General features: G+C 74.7%; 17 protein-coding genes. 10 read left to right on the top strand and 7 right to left on the bottom strand.

The features are described 5' to 3' along the window. Window positions 1-23: 23 nt before the first annotated feature. From CLV72_RS24560 to CLV72_RS24540, 5 genes are all read left to right on the top strand, one after another. Complete coding sequence (locus CLV72_RS24560; RefSeq protein WP_106250833.1) at window positions 24-788, top strand: SDR family NAD(P)-dependent oxidoreductase; 765 nt, start codon at window positions 24-26, stop codon at window positions 786-788. Between the two features lie 113 nt (window positions 789-901). Beyond that, window positions 902-1,564 carry a nucleotidyltransferase family protein gene (locus CLV72_RS24555; RefSeq protein WP_211303097.1) on the top strand — a complete coding sequence of 221 codons (663 nt, stop codon included), beginning with the start codon at window positions 902-904 and terminating at the stop codon, window positions 1,562-1,564. Continuing rightward, complete coding sequence (locus tag CLV72_RS24550) at window positions 1,536-1,760, top strand: phospholipid-binding protein (RefSeq protein ID WP_106250831.1); 225 nt, start codon at window positions 1,536-1,538, stop codon at window positions 1,758-1,760. The genes CLV72_RS24555 and CLV72_RS24550 overlap by 29 nt, the downstream gene beginning before the upstream one ends. Beyond that, entirely contained in the window at window positions 1,760-2,491 is a 732-nt protein-coding gene (locus tag CLV72_RS24545; RefSeq protein WP_106250828.1) for a metallophosphoesterase family protein, read from the top strand. The genes CLV72_RS24550 and CLV72_RS24545 overlap by 1 nt, the downstream gene beginning before the upstream one ends. Window positions 2,492-2,582: 91 nt before the next feature. Continuing rightward, window positions 2,583-3,104, top strand: a complete 522-nt coding sequence (locus CLV72_RS24540; RefSeq protein WP_106250826.1) for a metallophosphoesterase family protein — start codon at window positions 2,583-2,585, stop codon at window positions 3,102-3,104. Between the two features lie 54 nt (window positions 3,105-3,158). Here CLV72_RS24540 and CLV72_RS24535 read toward each other — a convergent pair whose 3' ends face one another. Both CLV72_RS24535 and CLV72_RS24530 read right to left on the bottom strand, forming a co-directional pair. Beyond that, complete coding sequence (locus CLV72_RS24535) at window positions 3,159-4,328, bottom strand: cation:proton antiporter (protein WP_106251323.1); 1,170 nt, start codon at window positions 4,326-4,328, stop codon at window positions 3,159-3,161. 16 nt (window positions 4,329-4,344) lie between these two features. Continuing rightward, window positions 4,345-4,827, bottom strand: coding sequence for a cation:proton antiporter regulatory subunit (locus tag CLV72_RS24530; protein WP_106250824.1), 483 nt, complete (start codon window positions 4,825-4,827; stop codon window positions 4,345-4,347). Between the two features lie 316 nt (window positions 4,828-5,143). Here CLV72_RS24530 and CLV72_RS32930 point away from each other — a divergent pair, with 316 nt between their 5' ends. From CLV72_RS32930 to cbiQ, 3 genes are all read left to right on the top strand, one after another. Next, on the top strand, window positions 5,144-5,818 hold the full coding sequence (locus CLV72_RS32930) for an energy-coupling factor ABC transporter permease (protein WP_245930417.1): 675 nt from the start codon (window positions 5,144-5,146) through the stop codon (window positions 5,816-5,818). A gap of 64 nt (window positions 5,819-5,882) precedes the next feature. Next, window positions 5,883-6,251 carry a PDGLE domain-containing protein gene (locus tag CLV72_RS32925; RefSeq protein WP_211303095.1) on the top strand — a complete coding sequence of 123 codons (369 nt, stop codon included), beginning with the start codon at window positions 5,883-5,885 and terminating at the stop codon, window positions 6,249-6,251. Further along, a complete protein-coding gene (gene cbiQ, locus CLV72_RS24520) occupies window positions 6,248-7,021 on the top strand; it encodes a cobalt ECF transporter T component CbiQ (RefSeq protein WP_106250822.1) in 774 nt (257 codons plus the stop codon). Before CLV72_RS32925 ends, cbiQ begins: the two co-directional genes overlap by 4 nt. Before the next feature lie 119 nt (window positions 7,022-7,140). Here cbiQ and abc-f read toward each other — a convergent pair whose 3' ends face one another. Next, window positions 7,141-8,814: a ribosomal protection-like ABC-F family protein gene (gene abc-f, locus CLV72_RS24515; protein WP_106250820.1), complete on the bottom strand. Its 1,674-nt coding sequence runs from the start codon at window positions 8,812-8,814 to the stop codon at window positions 7,141-7,143. A 608-nt stretch (window positions 8,815-9,422) separates the two neighbouring features. Between abc-f and erm the strand changes: the two genes are divergently transcribed. Both erm and CLV72_RS24505 read left to right on the top strand, forming a co-directional pair. Beyond that, window positions 9,423-10,148: an ErmE/ErmH/ErmO/ErmR family 23S rRNA (adenine(2058)-N(6))-methyltransferase gene (gene erm / locus CLV72_RS24510; protein ID WP_425428122.1), complete on the top strand. Its 726-nt coding sequence runs from the start codon at window positions 9,423-9,425 to the stop codon at window positions 10,146-10,148. Between the two features lie 310 nt (window positions 10,149-10,458). Beyond that, window positions 10,459-10,956, top strand: a complete 498-nt coding sequence (locus tag CLV72_RS24505) for a GNAT family N-acetyltransferase (protein WP_106250815.1) — start codon at window positions 10,459-10,461, stop codon at window positions 10,954-10,956. A gap of 82 nt (window positions 10,957-11,038) precedes the next feature. On the opposite strand, the gene CLV72_RS24500 is transcribed toward CLV72_RS24505, so the two are convergent. The 4 genes from CLV72_RS24500 to CLV72_RS24485 all read right to left on the bottom strand — a co-directional run bounded on the left by CLV72_RS24500 (window position 11,039) and on the right by CLV72_RS24485 (window position 17,355). Continuing rightward, a complete protein-coding gene (locus tag CLV72_RS24500; protein ID WP_106250812.1) occupies window positions 11,039-11,788 on the bottom strand; it encodes a class I SAM-dependent methyltransferase in 750 nt (249 codons plus the stop codon). Window positions 11,789-11,993: 205 nt separating this feature from the next. Further along, complete coding sequence (locus tag CLV72_RS24495; protein WP_170141095.1) at window positions 11,994-14,225, bottom strand: rhamnogalacturonan lyase family protein; 2,232 nt, start codon at window positions 14,223-14,225, stop codon at window positions 11,994-11,996. Between the two features lie 357 nt (window positions 14,226-14,582). After that, the gene (locus CLV72_RS24490; protein ID WP_245930416.1) at window positions 14,583-15,392 is read right to left on the bottom strand and encodes an energy-coupling factor ABC transporter ATP-binding protein; all 810 of its coding nucleotides are present in this window, start codon (window positions 15,390-15,392) and stop codon (window positions 14,583-14,585) included. Between the two features lie 187 nt (window positions 15,393-15,579). After that, window positions 15,580-17,355 carry a discoidin domain-containing protein gene (locus tag CLV72_RS24485; protein WP_146159548.1) on the bottom strand — a complete coding sequence of 592 codons (1,776 nt, stop codon included), beginning with the start codon at window positions 17,353-17,355 and terminating at the stop codon, window positions 15,580-15,582. Window positions 17,356-17,476: the final 121 nt, after the last annotated feature.

Genomic DNA, 17,476 nt, shown 5'->3' with positions numbered 1-17,476 from the left:
CGAACACCGACAGGGAGCGGAACGTGGAGCTCAACGGCAGGGTCGTGGTGGTGACCGGCGGGGCGACCGGGATCGGGGCGGCCGTGTGCCGGGCCGCGGCCCGCGCCGGCGCGGCCGGGGTCGTCGCGGTGTACGCCCGGTCGGCGGAGGAGGCCGAGCGGGTGGCGGCCGAGGCCGGCGCGGCGGGCGGCACCGGGCTGGCGGTGCGGGCCGACGTCGCCGACGACGCGCAGGTGCGCGAGCTGGCCGCCACCGTACTGGAGCGCTTCGGCCGGGTCGACGTGCTGGTCAACAACGCCGGCACCACCCGGGCCGTCGGGCACGAGGACCTGGACGGGCTCACCGACGACATCTGGCGCGAGGTGCTGGACGTGAACCTGCTCGGCGCCTTCCGCTGCGTGCGCGCCTTCGCCCCGGCGCTGCGCGCCGCGGGCGGCGCCGTGGTGAACGTGTCGTCCATCTCCGCCTACCGGGCCGGGGGCTCCTCGATCGCCTACGGGGTCAGCAAGGCGGCGCTGTCGCAGCTCACCCGGAACCTGGCCGCCGCGCTCGGCCCCGAGGTGCGGGTGAACGCGGTCGCGCCCGGCACCGTCGCCACCCGCTGGCAGACGCAGCTGCACGGAGAGCAGGGCTTCGCCGAGCGCAGCGCGGCCGAGCGCGCCTCCGTGCCGCTGCGCCGCACCTCGACGCCCGAGCAGGTCGCCGAGGTCGTGCTGGGGCTGGCCCGGATGGACATGGTGACCGGTGAGGCGCTCATCGTCGACGGCGGCAAGCACGTCATGTACTGACCCGGCGGACCCGCCGCTCGAAGGGCTGGTCAGGCCGCAGGCCCTGCGCCGCCGGGCCGCGGGGCGCCGCCGGGCGGCGATTGGCCCCGGGGCTCGCGGGTAGGCCGCGAGCCATGGAGACGGACCCGAGAGCCGAGCTGATCGAGACCCTGAAACTGGTGGTCGGCGCGATGAAGGCGGCGGAGGTGCCCTTCGCCGTCGTGGGCAGTTTCGCCGGATACGCGCGTGGGGCGCCTCCTTCCGACAACGATGTCGACCTCGGCGTCTGCGAGTCCGACGTCGACGCGGCGGTCGCGGCGCTGACCGCCGTCGGCCTGGACTTCCGCGACCCGCCCGAGGACTGGCTGGTCAAGGTGTACGACGAGGACCGGCAGGTCGACCTGATCCACCGGCTGGCCGGCCGCCCCGTGACCCCCGAACTGCTGGCCGGAAGCGACTGGATCGAGGTGGCGTCGGTCTCCATGCCGGTGCTGGGCGCCACCGACCTGATCATCTTCAAACTGCTGGCGCTGGGCGAGCACGCCTGCGACTTCGGGCCGCTGCTGGCGATCGTGCGCGCGATTCGCGAGCAGGTGGACTGGCCGCGGGTGGCCGAGGAGACCCGGCTGTCCCCGTACGCGCAGGTGTTCCTGGAGCTGGCGCGGCGGCTGAACCTGGTGTCGGCCGACGAGGTACCCGAGTGGACGGAGGACGACGATGAGCGGCGGAGCGCGTCCCGGGACGGCGGGGACCGAGGATCCCTACGCGGTGGCCCACATCCGGCAGCGGCTGGCTGAGGACGGCCGCACCGCCGAACTGGCCGTCCAGGTGGTCTACGAGGACGGCGTCATCTGGCTGGAGGGCGCGGTCACCGGCGAGGGCCGGGTCGAGCACCTGCTGGCCGTGGCCAGGGAGGCGGTGCCGGACTGCGAGATCCGCTCGCGCGTCCAGGTGACCGAGCTGGGAGCGCCGGGCCCCGAGGAGGTGCTGTGATGATCCGGGTGGCCGCCGTCGGCGACATCCATCTCGGCCCCGAGCTGAGGGGGCGGTACCGTCCGCGGCTGCGCGGCATCGCCGAGCGGGCCGACGTGCTGCTGCTCGCCGGCGACCTCACCCAGCACGGCACCGAGGAGGAGGGCGATATCGTCGCGGGCGAGATCGCCGACCTCGGCCTGCCGGTCATCGCCGTGCTCGGCAACCACGACTACCACTCCGACCAGCAGGAGCGCATCACCGCGAGCCTGCGGGAGGCGGGGGTGGTCCCGCTGGAGGGCGAGGGCGTGGTGGTGGACTGCCCGGGCGGCCGTCTCGGCATCGCCGGCGTCAAGGGCTTCGGCGGCGGCTTCGCCGGCCGGTGCGCCTCGGAGTTCGGCGAGCCGGAGATGAAGGCCTTCGTCCGGCACACCAAGGACGTGGCGGCGGCGCTGCGCGAGGCCCTGAAGGGGCTGGACGCCGACCACAAGGTGGCGCTGACGCACTACTCGCCCGACGAGGAGACCCTGGAGGGCGAGCCGCCGGAGATCTTCCCCTTCCTCGGCAGCTACCTGCTGGCCGAGGCGGTGGACGAGGGCGGCGCGGAACTGGCCGTGCACGGCCACGCCCACCTGGGCTGCGAGAAGGGCGCCACCCCCGGCGGGGTGCCGGTGCGCAATGTCGCCCTGCCCGTGCTCGGCCGCGCGTACGCGGTGTACTGCCTGGGCGGGGCGGACACCGAGGGCTGCTGACCGCCGGACCCCTCCGGCCCTGAGGCGCGCGGGGTGACGGCCGATCGGTGCCGCGCCGGTTGCGGTGGTGGTGATCGGGCAGCATCGAGCCGTGGACTCCCAGCCGCAGCGCCTCGTGATCATCTCCGACACCCACCTGCCCACCCGCGCCCGCGAACTGCCCGAGCCGGTGTGGGCGGCGGTCGAGCGCGCCGACGTGGTGATCCACGCCGGCGACTGGTGCGAACTGCCCGCCCTGCTCGCCCTCCAGAAGCGGTCGCGGCGGCTCGTCGGTGTCTACGGCAACAACGACGGGCCGCCGCTGCGCGAGCGGCTGCCGGAGGTGGCCCGGGTGGAGCTGGGCGGGCTGCGCTTCGCCGTCGTGCACGAGACCGGCCCGGCCAAGGGCCGCGAGCACCGGTGCGAGCAGCGCTTCCCCGACACCGACGTGCTCGTGTTCGGCCACTCGCACATCCCGTGGGACACCACGGCGCCCGGCGGGCTGCGCCTGCTCAACCCGGGCTCGCCCACCGACCGCCGCCGCCAGCCCCATGCCACCTACCTGACGGCGACGGCCGGCAATGGTGCGCTGACGGAGGTCCGGCTGCACGAGCTGCCGCGGCGGACGGGCTGAGCACCCGAGGCACGCCGTGCCCTACCCGGCCCGCGATGGCCGTCCGACCGCCGGCTAGGCCGGTGCTGGGGGGCGCTTGGGGCGGAGCCGGGGGCCGAGGAGCGGTTCGACCAGCCGGGCGGCCAGCGGGCCGACGACCGCGACGATCAGCACGTAGGCGACGGCCAGGGTGGCCAGGTCGGAGTCGACCCCGGCGGCCACCGCCAGGCCGGCCACCACAATGCTGAACTCGCCCCTGGGGATGAGCGCGGCGCCCGCGCGGGCGCCGCCGAGGCGCCCGGCGCCCGCGCTGCGGGCGGCGATGTAGCCGGTCACCAGTTTGGTGGCGATGCCGATGACGGCCAGCAGCGCGGCGAGGGCGGCCACCGGCGCGAAGTCGCCCGGGTCGGTCTGCAGGCCGAAGAAGACGAAGAAGACGGCGGCGAACAGGTCGCGCAGCGGTTCGAGCAGCTGCCTGGCGCTGGCCGCCAGCGGCTCCGACAGGGCGATGCCGACCAGGAAGGCGCCGACGGCCGCCGACACGTGCAGCTGGTGCGCGAGCCCGGCCACCAGGATGGCCAGGCCGAGCACCTTCAGCAGCAGCACCTCCTCGTTGGGCGAGGCGACGAAGCGCTCGATGTGCCGGCCGAAGCGCAGCGCGCCGAGCAGCACCAGCGCGACCGCCGCCACCGCGAGCCCCAGGCTGATCGCGCCCGACACGACCCCGGCCGCGGCCAGCACCGTGGTCAGGATCGGCAGGTAGACCGCCATCGCCAGGTCCTCGATGACCAGGATGGACAGCACCGTCGGGCTCTCGCGGTTGCCCAGCCAGCCGAGGTCGCTCAGCAGCTTGGCCGTGATGCCCGACGAGGTGGCGTAGGTGACGCCGCCCAGCACCACGGCCGCCACCGGCCCCCAGCCCAGGAGCAGCGCGAAGGCGGCGCCCGGGGTGGCGTTGAGCACCAGGTCCAGCAGGCCGACCGGTGCCGAGCGGCGCAGTCCGGCCACCAGCTCCTCGGCCGAGTACTCCAGGCCCAGGATGAGCAGCAGCAGGATGACGCCGATCTCGGCGCCGGTCGCGACGAACTCCTCGCTGGTGGACAGCGGCAGCAGCCCGCCCTCGCCGAAGGCGAGCCCGGCCAGCAGGTAGAGCGGGATGGGGGAGATGCCGAAGCGCGCGGCGACCGTGCCCACCAGGCCGAGTCCGAGCAGCAGCCCGCCGAACTCCAGGAGCAGCAGGCCCATGCCGCCGTGCACGGGCTCAGCCGTCCGCGAAGATCCGGGCCACCGCCGCGGTGCCCTCGGCGGTGCCGATCACCACGACCACGTCCTCGGCGGCGAAGCGGAAGGCGGGGTCGGGGCTGGCCAGCACCTCGCGGTCGCGCACCACGGCGACGATGGAGGCGCCGGTGCGGGTACGGGTGCGGGTGTCGCCGAGGGTGGCGCCGTCGTAGGGGGAGCCCGGCAGCACCCGGATGCGCTCGCTCACCAGGCCGCTCACCTGCTGGTCCAGCTCGGCCAGCCGCTCCACGATGTGCGAGGCGGCCAGCAGTTCGGCCACGGCGTCGGCCTCGTCGACGTCCAGGGCGATGGTGGCGTGGGTGCTGTCGGGGTCGTCCTCGTCGTACAGGACGATGTCGCGCCGGCCGGTGCGGTGCGAGATCACGCCCATCCGGCGGCCGCGCCGGGTGGTCAAGACGTGCAGCAGGCCGATGCCCGGCAGCGCCGACCGTTCGAAGTCCACGGTGTGCTCCCTCCTGCCGCCCCCACGGCGGTGTCCGGCCGGGCGGGTCCGCCGGCGGCGGCGCGTCCGGCACCGAAGGTGTCCTTCCCCGGTGGAGCGCGCGGACACGGGGACGGCGCCGGTGTCCGGCGCGGCCGCCCGGCGCCTGCGAAGCGGCACGTGGAGGAGATGGCGGGCGCCGCGGCGGTAGGCGGTCGTGACCTAGTTGCGACTAGCTTGCAGGTGCGATCGGATTTAACCTGAACGGGCTCGAACGCGGTGTTCGCGCTGCTTCTCCCCTGGAGGCGTCCCGATGCACGCACCGGATGGATTCATTGTGGGGCCGATCGCGCTGGCGGCCGGAGCGGTGGCGGTCGGCGGCGTGGCCGTCGCGGTGCCCAGGGCCCGGCGGCAGCTGGACGAGCGGGCCGCGCCGATGGCCGGGCTGGTGGCGGCCTTCGTCTTCGCGGCGCAGATGCTGAACTTCCCGGTGGCGGGCGGCACCAGCGGGCACCTGCTGGGCGGGGCGCTCGCCGCGATCCTGGTCGGCCCCTACGCGGGGCTGCTCGCGGTGGCCATCGTGCTCTTGGTGCAAGCCCTGGTCTTCGCCGACGGCGGGCTGACGGCGCTGGGCGTGAACGTCACGACGATGGCACTGGTCACGGTCGTGGTCGCCTATCCGCTGTTCCGGCTGCTGGTGCGGACGCTGCCCGTGAGCCGGGCGTCGGTGACGGCGGCGGCCTTCGTGTCGGCCCTGGTGTCGGTGCCCGCGTCGGCGCTGGCCTTCGTGCTGCTGTTCGCGGTCGGCGGCGCGGTCGACATCCCGCTCGGCACCTTCACCGCCGCCATGGGCGGCGTGCACGTGCTGATCGGCATCGGCGAGGGGCTGATCACCGCCGCCGCGGTGGCGGCCGTCGTCGCGGTCCGCCCCGACCTGGTCTACGGCGCCCGCGGCCTGGACCTGCGCGCCGCCGCGCCCCTGCGCGGCGGCGAGGCGGCCGGCGCCGCCTGAGCGCCCGCTCCGGCCCGGGCACGGGCCGGTTTCTCGGTGGTTTCGACCCGGTGGAGGGTGAACGATGGCGCGTGAGGGTGCGGATCCGGTCGAGGGAGGCGCACGGCGGCCCCTGGGGCGGAACTTCTTCCTGGGGGCGGTGCTGGTCGCCCTGCTGCTGGCCGGGGTGGTGAGCTTCTACGCGAGTTCGTCGCCTGACGGGCTCGAACGGGTGGCCGAGGACACCGGGCTGATCGAGGCGGCCGACGACCACGCCCTCGCCGAGTCGCCGCTGGCCGACTACGGCGTGGCCGGCGTCGAGGACGAACGGCTGTCGGTCGGGCTGTCCGGGCTGGTCGGGGTGGGCATCACCCTGGGCGTCGGCATGCTGGTCTTCGGGCTGGTCCGGCGGCGCGGCACCGCTCCGGAGCCGGAGCCGGACGAGCGGCGGTGAGCGCCGGCTTCGCCGACCGGCTGTACCTGCCGGGCGGCGGCCCGGTGCACACGCTGCCGCCGGTGTGCAAGCTGGTGGCGGTGCTGGCCTTCACCGTGGTCGTGGTGGCCACGCCGCGCGAGCACCTGGCGGCCTTCGGCGGCTACCTGGTGCTGCTGCTCGCGGTGGCGGCGGTGGCGCGGGTGCCGCCGGGCTTCCTGGCGCGGCGGCTCCTCATCGAGGTGCCCTTCCTGGCCTTCGCGCTGGCGCTGCCCTTCTTCGCCCACGGCGAGCGGGTGGACGTACTGGGCCTCAGCCTGTCGGCCGAAGGGCTGTGGGGAGCCTGGAACATCGTGGCCAAGGGGACGCTCGGCGTGCTCGCCTCGCTGCTGCTGGCCGCGACGACCCGTCCGCACCTCATCCTCGGCGCGCTGCGCTCGCTGGGGATGCCGGGCATCCTGGTGCAGATCGCCGGGCTGATGCTGCGCTACTTCGAGGTGATCGCCGCCGAGCTGGACCGGATGCGCATCGCCCGGGAGTCGCGCGGCTTCCAGGCGCGCCACCTGGGCCACGCGCGGGTGGTGGCGCAGTCGGCCGGAGCGCTGTTCATCCGGGCCTACGAGCGGGGCGAACGCGTGCACCTGGCGATGCTCTCGCGCGGCTACACCGGCGCCATGCCGCCGCTGGGCACCGACGGCGAGCGCGGCGGCGCGGTCCCGTGGCTGATCGCGCTGAGCCTGCCCGCCGCGGCGCTGGCAGTCGCCGTGGCCGGGTGGCTGCCGGTGCGGTGAGCGCGTTCGCGGCAGCGGGTGACGCGGCCGCCTGACCTCGCGGCGGCGGTCCGCGCGGGCGCGGCGCACGGCACGGCCGCGCGCCACGGCACGGCGCCGCCCGCCGGGCCGTCGCGCCCCTATCCGGGCGCGCCGCCGGACACGGCGGCGACCTCGCCGGACCGCAGTTCGAGCCGGGTCCCGCTGAAGGCGCGGCGCATCCTGCGGTCGTGGGTGACCACGACGACGGCGCCCGCGTACTCGGCCAGCGCCCGCTCCAGCTGCTCCACCAGCAGCGGGGAGAGGTGATTGGTGGGCTCGTCCAGCAGCAGGATGTCGGCGGGCTCCACCACCATGCGGGCCAGCTCGATCCGGCGGCGCTGCCCCACCGACAGCGCGCCCACCGGCAGCCGCAGCTCCTCGGGCCGGAACAGGCCCAGGGCGAGCAGCTGGTCGGCGTACTCGTCGGCATGGCCCTCGCGCCCGGCCGCGAAGGCGGCCAGCACACTGCGCCCGGGGTGGGCGGTGCCCTCGTCCTGGCGCAGGTGGCCGACGCGCTCGGCGCGCACCACCGAGCCGGCGTCGGGCCGGATCTCGCCGGCCAGCACCTTCAGCAGGGTGCTCTTGCCCGCGCCGTTGGGGCCGGTGACCAGCAGCCGCTGACCCGGCTCGATCCGCAGCTCCGGCACGCGCAGCCGCCCCTCGACCACCACCCCGGCCAGCTCGGTCAGGACGGTGTCCTCGGCGCCCGACGACGCGGTGGTCAGCTCGGCGGTGAAGCGCAGCGGGTCGGGCGGCCGGGGCACGGGATTCTCCCGCAGCCGCCGCAGCCGCTCGTTGGCATTGCGGACCCGGCCGGAGGTGGCGTACGAGGACGAGCGGGAGCGGTGCGCCCCGGCGCCGCTGAACGCGGCCGGGCCCTTGCGTGAGATGGACGCGAGCATGCCCCTGGCCGTCGCGGCCAGCTCGGTCTGGCGGGCGATCTCGTCCAGCCACGCCCGGTAGGACCGCTCCCAGCGCGCACGGGCCGCCGCCTTGGCGCCGAGGTATCCGGCGTAGCCGTCGCCGTAGCGGTTCACCGTGCGGGTGTCGGGGTCGACCTCCAGGATCGCGGAGGTGACCTTCTCCAGGAACAGGCGGTCGTGGGTGATCACCACGACCGTGCCGCGGTGGGCGCCGAGGCGCTCCTCCAGCCAGGCGACGGCGTCGTCGTCGAGGTCGTTGGTGGGCTCGTCCAGCAGCATCAGCTCGGGCGCGGCCGCCAGGGCGGCGGCCAGGGCGAGCCGGGAGCGCTCGCCGCCGGACAGGGTGTCGGCGCGGCGGGCGCGGTCCAGGCCGGGCAGGCCGAGGTGGTCGAGGGCGGCGTCGACCCGCGCGTCGGCCCGGTAGCCCTCGCGCGCCTCGAACTCCGCCTGGAGTTCGCCGTAGGCGGCGAGCCCGGCGGGGCCGGCCTCGCCCAGTCCGGCCTCGGCGGCCCGCAGCCGCGCCTCGATCCCGCGCAGCTCGGCGAGGGCGTCGTCGATGACGTCGGCGACGGTCGCGCCCGGCGCGAGGTCCAGGCGCTGCGGCAGGTAGGCCGTGCCGCCCGGCGCGGTGACGGTGAGCTCGCCGTTGTCGGGCTCCTCGACGCCGGCCAGCAGCCGCAGCAGGGTGGACTTGCCCGAGCCGTTGTCGCCGATGACGCCCACCTTCTCGCCCGGCTTGACGGTGAAGGACACGCGTTCGAGGACGGTGCGGTCGCCGTAGCGCTTGGTGACCTCGGTGAGCGCGAGCTGGGTGCGTCCGGACGGACGGCCGGCGGGGGTGGGCGCCATGGGCATGCTCCTGGTACGGGCCGGTGGAACGGGAACGGGGACGAAGGCGCGTGCCGGCCGGCCCGCACGGATCTCGCGTCCGCTCAGGAGCACGCGCGTGTGCGCGGCGGGGCGGCGGGAACCGGGGAAGGCGGTCTCGGTGGAGGCACCGGCGCGGGGGAGCGCACCGGGCCGAGCACCCGCGAGACCGCTCGCGGGGGGCCGGGCGGCGCAGCTACCAGGGGCGCGCGCTGCGCCGGATCACAGATAGATGATGCCGAAACCCATGGGGCGATCCTAGAGCATCGCGGGTGGGCCTGTGGCGGCGCCGGTCGCGGGAGGCCGACGTGCGCACCGAGTCGCGGGAGGCGGCGGCACGCGTGTGCGGCGGCCGGGTGCCCGGAGCCGCCGTGGGCGCCCGGCCGGCTGGGATAGCCTCGGTCCGTGCGCCCGCGTGCGGAGCGGAGCGGCGGCGCCACGGCGCGTCCCAGCGAAAGGGAGACCTCTTGAGCAGCCCGAACCGACACGGCGGCGGGTCCGCCGGGTTCAGGAGCGGCGGCGCGGCCCGGCCGGGCGCCGGGCGCCGGGCGCCGGCCGGGCACAAGCGCAAGGTTTACGGCCAGAACTTCCTGCACGACCGGCAGGCCGTCGCCGACCTGGTCGCCTTCGCCGACCCCGGGCCCGGCGACCTCGTGCTGGAGGTCGGCGCGGGTGAGGGGCACATCACCCGGGCGCTGGCCGCGGTCTGCCGTGAGGTGACCGCCTACGAGATCGACGGGCGGCTGGCGCGCGGGCTGCGGCGGCGGCTGGACGGCGTGCCGAACGTCGCCGTCGTCCAGGGCGACTTCCTGCGCGCCGACCCGCCGTCCGAGCCCTTCTCGGTGGTCGCCAACATCCCCTACGGCATCACCTCGAAGATCATCCGCTGGTGCCTGGAGGCCGCGCACTTCCGCGCCGCCACCCTGATCACCCAGCTGGAGTACGCCAGGAAGCGCACCGGCGACTACGGCCGGTGGAGCCTGGTCACGGTGGAGAGCTGGCCCGAGTACGAGTGGCGGATGGGCTCCCGGATCTCCCGCGAGCGCTTCCGGCCGGTGCCCAGTGTGGACTCGGCGACGATGCGGCTGGAGCGGCGCCGCCGCCCGCTGCTGCCGCCCGACCGGATCGACGACTTCCGCGACCTGGCCGCCCTGGGCTTCGGCGGCGTCGGCGGCAGCCTGCACGCCTCGCTGAGCCGCGAGTTCCCGGCCCGCCGGGTGGCGGCCGCCCTGCGCGCGGCCGGAGTGCCCCGCGACACCGTGGTCGCCTTCGTCACACCCGACCAGTGGATCCGGATCTTCCGCGAACTGTGGTGAACGCGGGCGGCCGCACGGCGGCCGCGCACCACGTGGCGGCCACGCCCCGGCCGACCGCCCGAAGACACGCGGACCGGCAGAGGCACGCACTCATGCCTCTCACCGCCATCCCCCTCCCGCCCGGGGGGACGACCCCAACACCATCCTCTCGCGCCGGGATGCGCCCGGCGAGGCGGAGGCGGCCGCCTGTGGACGACGGGCAGCGGCGGGCCGGGCTGTGGACGGCGGGGTTGACGATGCGTGTGCGGTGGTGCGTTGGCACCTCCACGGGCATCCGATGCGGCCCGAACCCCGCCGGTAGGGTGGCGGCATGATCGAGGTCCGCCGCGCCCGTCCCGAGGACGGCGACGCGCTCGGGGAGATCCACGCCGCGGCCTGGGAGGCGTCCCACGCCGCCTTCTTCGAGCCGGAGTTCACGGCGCGGGCGGTCGCGAGCAGGCGCACCCGCTGGCACGGGCGGATCGCCGAGGGGACCGGGACGATCCTGCTCGCGGCGGTCGACGGGCGCCCCATGGCGGTGTCGCTCCAGGGTCCCTCGCCGACCCGGCCGGGGCTGGTGGAGATCCTCTCCTTCTACTGCCACCCCGACGGCTGGGGCGGCGGGATCGCCGCCGCCCTGATGACCGGGACGCTGCGCCGGGCGCACGACGACGGGAGTCCGCGGGTGCACCTGTGGACGCTGCGCGACACACCGCAGGCCCGCCGCTTCTACACCAAGTGCGGCTTCACCGAGACCGGCGCCGTGCGCGGCTTCGACTACGGCGACGGCAGGCCCGTCGACCAGGTCGAGTACGAGCGCGCCTGCTGAACGTCGGAGCACCCCGGCCGGCGCGCGCACCGGCCCTCAGCGCGGTATCGGGCGCCCGCGGGCAGGCGCCCCGCCGCGCCGGTCAGCCGACCCTCAGCACGAAGAACAGGAAGCTCGGGCTGGTGGTGAGCACCCGGTACTCGTCGGGGAACAGCTCCCGGGCGGCCGGGAGGGGCTGCGGCTCGGCGATGGCGGAGATCTGGAAACCGGCCGCGGTGAAGGCGTCGGTCATCGCGTGCAGCGGCCGGTTCCAGAAGCGCATCCGGGCGGTCCGGCCGCCCAGGTCCCACTCATCGGTCCAGATGTAGGTCTCGAAGTAGTTCCTCCGGTGCCCGGCCGCGCGCTGGACGGCGTGGACCGCGAAGGGGTGGTCGACCGAGGCGATGAGCCGGCCGCCGGGCCTCAGCACCCGCCGCAGCTCGGTGAGCGTCGGCCCCCAGTCGCGCAGGTAGTGCAGGACCAGCGAGGCGACGACGTCGTCGAACGAGCCGTCGGGGAGGGGCAGCGGGTGCGCCAGGTCGGCGAGCCGCAGGTCCGCGCCGGCACCGAGCCTGCGCCGGGCCAGCTCCAGCATTCCGGCGCTCACGTCGACGCCGGTCACGGCGGCGCCCCGGTCGCGCAGCGCGGCGAACAGGGGGCCGGAGCCGCAGCCGGCGTCCAGGATGCGCCGGCCGGCCACGTCTCCGGCGAGCTCCAGGAGCGCGGGCCGCTCGTAGTAGGCGTTCTGGACGCCGCTCTCGTTGAGGGCCGTGTACGCCTCGGCGAAGCCGTCGTAGTCGTTCGCGGGAGCCGGATCGGCGGGCAGCGTGCGGTCCTCGGGAATCTGGGGCATGCCATGGATCCTGGCATGCCGCGCGAGGCGCGCCGCGGTGGCGCCGGGGGTGATCGGTGCCCTTATCGCCCCCGGCGCCGCGCGGCCACCTGGTCGCGGCCGTTCCCCACTCCGGGCCGGGACCGGTGGCCGGGCGGGGCGCGGGCCCCGCGTTCGCGGCGGCGGGCGGACGCCCTGTGCGGTCCGCCCGCCGCGGGTCAGCGGCTCAGGCCGAGCACTCCGCCCCGTTGAGGGCGAAGGCGGACGGCGCCGGACTCGAAGCGCCGTCGGCCTGGAAGCCGAAGGAGACCGACGCGCCCGGCTCCAGCCGGGTCGCCCATGACGGCGCGCGGGCCGTCAGGGCCGAACCGCTCTGCGTCACCTCGGCGTTCCAGCCGTTCACCACCCGCACGCCCGACGGCAGGGCCGCGCTCAGCTCCCAGTCGGTGTAGGCGCTGTCGGAGCGGTTGGTGACGGTCACCTCGGCGGTGAAGCCGGCGCCCCAGGAGTTGGTCACCCGGTAGCCGACCTCGCAGCCCGCACCGCCCGGGTCCTCGGTGGGCCCGCCCGTCGGCTCGCCGGGACCGCCGCCCGACACCGCCTCGGTGGCGAGGTCGAAGCTCGGGTGCGGCGGCTGGTTGTAGGCGACGTTCTGCCAGGCGATGGCGGTGCGGTACTGGCGGTCCTGCATCAGCGCCGGAACCGAGATGTTCGTCGGGATCGTGGTGGAGTAGATCCGCAGCGCCCGGTTGTCGCTGGTCCGCCAGATGACCTCCTCGCGCCAGTCGCCGAGGATGTCGGCGCTGAGCGCGGGCGTCGCCTTGGTGCCGTTGTTGGCCGCCACCCCGGACCCGGTCAGCAGGCGGGTGTCGCCATTGGGGCCGTACTCGTCGATACGGGTCTGGTCGAGCAGTTCGCGCTGCGGGTCGCCGTCCCACCAGACCACGAAGTTGATGGACGACGGCTGCCGCCCGACGATCTGCCCCGCCGCGTTGCGAATGCCGCTGCCGCCGCGCGAGGACCAGTACTCGGCGCCCGGGCTGCCCGACCAGATGTCGGCGGCCACCCCGCGGCCGTTGTCGCCCGCCGGGGAGGTGCGCCAGATCGTGTCCCCGCTCTCGGCCTCCACCAGCCACGAGCTGGGCGCGGTGCTGTTCTCGGCGACGCCGAAGACCTCCAGGCCGGGCCGGGAGGGGACGAAGTCGCCGACGTGCCCGGCGTCGCCGTGGCCGTAGCGGGTGTTCCACAGCCCGCTGCCGTTGTCGTCCACGGCCATCGCGCCGTAGGCGACCTCGTCGCGGCCGTCGCCGTCGAGGTCGGCGATGCTGAGGCTGTGGAAGCCCTGGCCCGCCCAGGCGGAACCGTTGGTGGAGCTGTTGCTGTCGAAGGTCCACCGCCGGCTGAGCTGGCCGTTCCTGAAGTCGTAGGCCACGATCACCGAGCGGGTGTAGTAGCCGCGGGCCATGATCAGGCTGGGCCGCGAGCCGTCCAGGTAGGCCACGCCGGCCAGGAAGCGGTCGACGCGGTTGCCGTAGCAGTCGCCCCACGAGCAGGTGTCGCCGCGCGGCGGGACGTAGTCCACGGTGGTGCGCGCGGCGCCGGTCCGGCCGTCGAAGACGGTCAGGAACTCCGGCCCCGACAGCACGTAGCCGTCGGAGTTGCGGTGGTCGGCGCTCGCGTTGCCGATGACGGTGCCGCGGCCGTCCCTGGTGCCGTCGGCGGTCTTCATCGCCACCTCGGCGGCGCCGTCGCCGTCGAGGTCGTAGACGATGAACTGGGTGTAGTGCGCACCGGAGCGGATGTTGCGGCCCAGGTCGATGCGCCACAGGCGGGTGCCGTTCAGCTCGTAGGCGTCGATGATCGTGTTGCCGGTGGTGCCCGACTGGGAGTTGTCGCGAGCGTTGGTCGGCTGCCACTTCAGCACGATCTCGTAGGCGCCGTCGCCGTCGAGGTCGCCGACGCTGGCGTCGTTGGCCTCGTAGCTGTAGCCGCTGCCGCCTGCGGGGACCTGGAGCGGCACGTCCAGGGTCTCCTCGAAGGCGACCGCCTCCTCGGCCGCCATGGTGCGCCGCTCGGCGCCGTCCAGGACCGGAGTGAGGCTGTACTCGGCGCCCTCGGGGGCGCCCTCGTCCAGGAACGAGGTGGCGCCGGTGAGCGGTGCGTCGTTCACCTGCTCGCCGTCGCGGTACACATTGAAGGCCAATTCGGGCGAGTCGTTGGCGAGGCGGCGCCAGCTGACGAAGTTGCCATCGCCGTTCTCGGTGCGAATACTGATCAAACCGCGGTCGAGGTTCTGCTCGACGGGGGCGGCGGGCTGTGGAAGGGAGTCTTCGCCGTTCGCGGCACTCGCGGAAACGCTGAGTCCGACGGCGGCCAGGGCGAGGGCGGCTAGCGCGGCCGAGCCCTTGAGGATAGTGGGACGTAGGGGATGACCTGGAAGAACGCGTGATGGGGTCATGAAATGTGCTCCATGGTGGATCGCACGGAACTGCGTACCACCCCCTTAAGGTACGCATGGACCAAACTTCCGCGCCGAGCGCGGACATTGGTGGGTAGAAATTAGAAAGGAAGGTTTCGCTAATGCTCTAGAGGTCGACCTCCTCGGTTCGATTCAGGGTCCCGGTTGGTCGCGATATATATAAAAACGTTTTTATGGGCGCACCGTACCACGGGCCGCGGGGCGAATCAACGGTTTGGGGGTAAGCGCTTTCCGGTCAGCGGGGCATGCACCGTGGGGGCGGACGGTCCTCCGTCCGCGGCGCCGGGCGGTGCCGCCGGCCCGCCCACCACGGCCGCCGCGGGGAAGCGGCGGGGCCTAGGCGCCCGGTCCGGCGGCCGGCACCGAGAAGCCGTAGGGGAGTTCGAGGCGGTAGCGGCGGAGCAGGGCGTCGTCGGCGAGCAGCGCGGGAGTGGGCCCGTCGGCGGCGATGACGCCGTCGGCCAGGATCGCGGACCGGGGGCACAGCTCCAGCGCGTAGGGCAGGTCGTGGGTGACCATCACCAGGGTGGTGTCCAGCGAGCGCAGCACCTCGGCGAACTCGCGGCGCGACGCGGGGTCGAGATTGGCCGAGGGCTCGTCCAGCACCAGCACGCGCGGGCGCATGGCGAGCACGGTGGCCAGCGCGGCGCGGCGGCGCTGGCCGTAGCTGAGGTGGTGCGGCGGGCGCTCGGCGAGCTCGGCCAGCCCGACCTGCTCCAGGGCGGTGCGCACCCGCCCGGCCAGCTCCGCGCCGCGCAGCCCCTGGTTGGCCGGGCCGAAGGCGACGTCCTGGCGCACCGTCGGCATGAAGAGCTGGTCGTCGGGGTCCTGGAAGACGATGCCCACCCGCCCCCGGATCTCCGGCAGGTTCTCCGCGCGCACCGGCAGCCCGCCCACGGCCACCGAGCCCTCGGACCCGCCGACGTCCGCACCGCCCAGGATCCCGTTGAGGTGCAGCACCAGGGTGGTCTTCCCGGCGCCGTTGGGCCCGAGCAGCGCCACCCGCTCGCCCGGCCGCACCACCAGGTCGACCCCGCGCAGCGCCTCGACGCCGTCGGGATAGCGGTAGCGCAGCCCTTCCACCAGCAGGTCGGGGACCGCGCCGGCCGCCTCGCCGGCCGGGGGCCGCGCGCCCGGGGCGCTCACCGGCGCCCGTCCGGCGCGGGGTGCCGCCGGAACGCGCGCCGCGCGGGGGCGCCCGCGCCGATCAGCTCTCTCACCACGTCCGCAGCGTAGTCGCCGCCGGTGCGCCCCGCGACGCGGGCCGCCGGGCCCGGACGCGCCGCGCCCCCGTGCGGGCCGGTGGGGGAGGCCCGGCACGGGGGCGCGGGGTTCAGCGGTTGCCCAGGATCCGGACCTCGTCGAGGCCGGCGGATCGGGCGGTGAAGGGCCAGTGGCCGGTGAAGCCGACGCGGACATGGCGGCCGAGCCCGACGACGTCGTGGTGGGCGGTCCGCGGGCGGCGGGCGAGTTCGCCGGAGGCGATCTGCGTCCAGTCGCGGCCGTCGGCCGACACCTCGACGCGGTAGCCGGGGCGGGCCCAGGCCGGGCCGGTGGCGCCGGGGAGTTCGAGCTCCAGCTGGGTGATCTCGCGCTGCCGCTCCAGGTCGACCCGCCACCACGGCCGGTGGTCCAGGGCGGACGGGCGCCAGCCGCTGGCGGCCGAGCCGTCGAGGGCGCGGTCGGCGCCCCGGCCGCTGGAGGAGCGCGCGGGGTGCCCGGCGGCGTGGTCGACGGGCTGCTCGCCCGCCGAGTAGCGGGTGAAGTTGTAGCGCTGCTTCAGCTGGGGCTGGGGCTCGCCGGTGATGTGGGAGTCCAGGTCGCAGCCGCCGTTGGTGTAGATGTAGGCGGTGTCGCCCATCACGTAGTCGACCACCTCCTCGCGGTCGTCGCCGCACAGGTCCGCGTGCATCAGCCGGCCGTCGACCGGGAAGGTCGTCACCACGTTGCCGTGGCCGTCGCTGATGGTGGTGGCCTCGCCGCAGCCCCGGTTCCAGACCATAATCAGGTCGGAGTGCCGGCCGTCCCAGTTGTGGATCTTGTCGGGGATGGAGCCCCAGCAGCCGCGCGTCTCGCGCTCCTCCTGGAAGATCATCGATCCCTGCGAGTCGATCAGGAACAGGCCGTCGTAGCCGTTCTCGGTCCGGTCGATCCGGTCCAGGCCGAGCGCCTCCAGTCCGTCGAGGTCGGTGCGGAAGTCGCCGAGGATGATGTTCTGCGACTCCACGGTCTCGTTGTTGCGCCAGATCTCGCGGCCGGAGCTGTCGTGCACGACCGTCTCGGCGCCGCCCAGGGTGATGTCGGGGGCGCCGTCCCCGTCGACGTCGCCCATCCACATCGTGTCGGCGTGGTCGGCCATGTCGGCGGTCCAGCGCAGGGTGCCGTCGGACTCCAGGAACTCGTATCCGGCCATCAGCTCCTGGTCGCCGTCGTCGTCGAAGTCGTAGGGCCACGGGTAGTGCCCGGGGTTGCCCCGGTGCGTCCAGAGCACCTCGCCGTAGGAGTCCAGCGCCCAGACCTGGTTGTAGCGGTCCTTCAGCAGGATGTCGCTCGGCCGCTCCAGGCCGCGGAAGTTGGCGATCGCGATCGCGTCGTGCGCCTCGGGGTGCGGCAGCGCGAAGTCGCGGACGAACTCGCCGGTCGCGCCGTCGAAGACGGTGAACCGGTCCTCGACCACGGCCAGCACCTCGTTGTCGCCGTCGCCGTCGATGTCGTAGATCTGGGCCGGGATGTCGGAGCCGTTGTTGGTCACCCGGGGGTCGGGCGTGCCGACCTGCCAGAGCGGCTCGCCGGTGAGCTCGTAGGCGGTCAGCGCCTGCACCTGGGCGCCGATGTAGCGGTCGTCCTCGGAGTAGGCCGGCTGCATCATCACGATGTCGAGCCGGCCGTCGCCGCTGACGTCGCCGAACAGCATGCGGGCGCCGCCGCCGGCGGCGCTGATGTCGATCTCGCCCGCCAGGACCGGCTCGATGACCGGCGGGGGCTCGGGCGCGGGGGCGTCCTCGGCGGCGGCAGCGGTGAGCGGCGCCGACACGGCGAGCGCCGTGACCAAGGCGAACAGTCGGCGGGCGCGGCGCGGAGACGGGCGGGAGCGGTTGGGGGACGGCACGGTCGACCTCCTCAGCGGGTCCCGAAGCGGTTCGGGAAAGCCCTTTCCGGCGTCATGATGTCCGCAACGGAACGGAAACACAACCGCCGGGCGGATCAACTGCGATCACGCGGCCGCGTCG

It is taken from the genome of Allonocardiopsis opalescens, from assembly GCF_003002095.1.
GTDB classification, from domain to species: domain Bacteria; phylum Actinomycetota; class Actinomycetes; order Streptosporangiales; family Streptosporangiaceae; genus Allonocardiopsis; species Allonocardiopsis opalescens.
Note: the sequence above shows the minus strand (reverse complement) of the source record. Positions and strands in the feature narration are given on the sequence as shown.